General features: G+C 68.5%; 2 protein-coding genes. Both read left to right on the forward strand.

The features are described 5' to 3' along the window. Positions 1 to 792 (forward strand): complex I 51 kDa subunit family protein (locus tag VI238_RS11400; RefSeq protein ID WP_331651403.1); only part of this gene is annotated, 792 nt, incomplete at its 5' end. A 106-nt stretch (positions 793 to 898) separates the two neighbouring features. Beyond that, on the forward strand, positions 899 to 2,946 hold a 2,048-nt coding region (nuoG, locus tag VI238_RS11405), incomplete at its 3' end, for an NADH-quinone oxidoreductase subunit NuoG (protein ID WP_331651405.1).

Here is a 2,946-nt window from a genome sequence, read left to right on the forward strand (position 1 = left end):
GCCGGCGCCTACATCTGCGGCGAAGAAACCGCGTTGATGGAGTCGCTCGAGGGCAAGAAGGGCCAGCCGCGCTTCAAGCCGCCGTTCCCGGCGAATTTCGGCCTGTACGGCAAGCCGACGACGATCAACAACACCGAAACCTACGCGTCGGTGCCCGCGATCCTCAACAAGGGCGCCGACTGGTTCCTCAATCTCGGCAAGCCGAACAACGGCGGGCCGAAGATCTTCTCGGTGTCCGGCCACGTGAACAAGCCGGGCAACTACGAGATCCGCCTCGGCACGCCGTTCAAGGACCTGCTCGAGATGGCCGGCGGCATGCGTCACGGCCGCAAGCTCAAGGCGGTGATCCCGGGCGGCTCATCGATGCCGGTGCTGCCGGGCGAGACGATGTTGGGCCTGACGATGGACTACGACGCGATCCAGAAGGCCGGCTCCGGCCTCGGCTCGGGCGCGGTCATCGTGATGGACGAGACCACCTGCATGGTGCGCGCGTGCCAGCGCATCGCGCGCTTCTATTACGCCGAGTCGTGCGGCCAGTGCACGCCGTGTCGCGAGGGCACCGGCTGGATGTACCGCATGCTCACGCGCATCGTCGAAGGCAAGGCCGAACTCGGCGACCTCGACATCCTCAAGGCCGCCGCGGGCCAGATCGAAGGCCACACGATCTGCGCATTCGGAGAGGCCGCGGCGTGGCCGGTGCAGGGCATGCTGCGCCACTACTGGAACGAGTTCGAGTACTTCATCCGCAACGGCCGCTCGATCGTCGATGCGCCGGTCGGGGTCGCGGCATGAATCACGAAGTAGATTTCGACACGGGGCGCACGCAGGACATGGAGAGGAGCTCGGGCTTCCTCGCTGCGCCTGCCGTGCTCCGTGTTTCAAGCCTCGAGGCTTCAGCATGAGCGCCCAACCCGCCGCACCCGGCGTGCCGCCGGACCACGTCACGATCGAGATCGACGGCACGTCGATGGTCGTGCCGAAGAATTCGATGATCATCGCCGCTGCCGACAAGGCGGGCATCACGATCCCACGCTTCTGCTACCACGAAAAGCTGCCGATCGCCGCGAACTGCCGCATGTGCATGGTCGAAGTCGAGATGGGCGGCAAGCCGATGCCGAAGCCGCAGCCGGCGTGCGCGACGCCGGTCGCCGACGGCATGAAGATCCAGACGCAGTCGCAGCGTGCGCTTTCGGCGCAGCGCAACGTGATGGAGTTCCTGCTGATCAATCATCCGCTCGACTGCCCGATTTGCGACCAGGGCGGCGAGTGCGAACTGCAGGACCTGTCGATGGGCTACGGCCGCTCGGTGTCGCGCTTCGTCGAGAGGAAGCGCGTGGTGGCGGACGAGGATCTCGGCCCGCTCGTCGAGACCGAGATGACGCGCTGCATCCAGTGCACGCGCTGCGTGCGCGTGATGGCCGACATCGCGGGTACGTACGAACTCGGCGGCATGGAGCGCGGCGAGCGCCTGCAGATCGGCACCTACGTCGGCAAGCCGCTCATGAGCGAACTGTCCGGCAACGTGATCGACGTCTGCCCGGTCGGCGCGCTGACCAACAAGCCGTTCCGCTTCAAGGCGCGCGCGTGGGAGCTCATCGCGCGCGAATCGATCGGCTACCACGACGCGCTCGGCGGCAACCTCTGGCTGCATACGCGTCGCGGCGAAGTGCTGCGTGCGGTACCGCGCGACAACGAGGCGATCAACGAGTGCTGGGCGTCGGATCGCGACCGCTATTCGAACGACGGCCTGCGCGCGAAGGACCGTGCGCTCAAGCCGATGATCCGCCGCGACGGCGAGCTCGTCGAGACGACGTGGACCGAGGCGCTCGCGTTCGTCGCCGATCGCCTGCGCGACGCGCGCGGCGACGTCGGCGCGCTCGTCGCGCCGCTCACGTCGAGCGAGGAGGGCTACCTGCTCGGCAGGCTTCTGCGCGGCATCGGCAGCGATCACGTCGACCATCGCCTTCGCGCGCTCGACTTCGCCGATGCGCCGGTCGCGGCGCCGTTCGAGATGCCGGTCGCGGCAATCGACAGGGCGAAGGCGATCCTGCTGGTCGGCTGCAACCCGCGCCATGAAATTCCGTTGCTTGCGCAGCGCATCCGCAAGGCAGTGCGCGCCGGCGCGAAGGTGCACGCGATCAATCCGATCGATTTCGACCTCAATTTCGAGCTCGCAGGCAAGACGGTCGTGACGCCGGCCGCGATGCTCGATGCGCTGCTCGGCCTCGCCAAGGCTGCCAACGACGCCGGCCACTTGCCTGAATCGACCGCGCTCGCGCAGTCGATATCTGGCCTGGCCGCCGACGCGAAGGCCCAGGCCTTGCTCAAGCTGCTCGCCGATGCGCCGGATTCGGTCATCGTCCTCGGCGAGACGGCGCTCAACCATCCGAACGCGTCGTCGCTGCGCGCGGCCGCGCGCATCGTCGCGAAGGCAACCCACTCGGCGGTGAACGAGATCCCGGGCGGCGCGAACGCGATCGGCCTCGCGCGTGCGGGCGCGCAGCCGCGCCAGGGCGGGCGCGACGCCGGCGCGCTGCTCGCCAATCCCCCGAAGCATCTCGTCGTCTATCACACCGGATCGCAGGACACGAGCGCGCCTGCCGCGTTCGATCGCGCGCGCACCGAGGCGCAGTTCTGCGTCTACATCGGTGCGTACGCGTGCAACGGCGTGCAGCGGACCGCGCACGCGGTGCTGCCGATCGGCCTGCCGCCGGAGATCGACGGCAGCTACACGAACGTCGACGGCACGACCCAGGTGCTCGCGCCCGCGGCGAAGATGCCCGGCGATGCGCGCCCGGGCTGGAAGGTACTGCGCGCACTCGGTGCCGCCTTGTCACTGCCTGGCTTCGAGTTCACCGCGATCGACGAAGTGCGCACGCAGATGGCCGCGGACGGCGCGGCGCCGGCCACCGCGACGAATGCGCTGCGCCCGCGCATCGAACCCGC

Origin of the sequence: Dokdonella sp., from assembly GCF_036518555.1 — a bacterium.
Taxonomy (GTDB): Bacteria; Pseudomonadota; Gammaproteobacteria; order Xanthomonadales; family Rhodanobacteraceae; genus Dokdonella_A.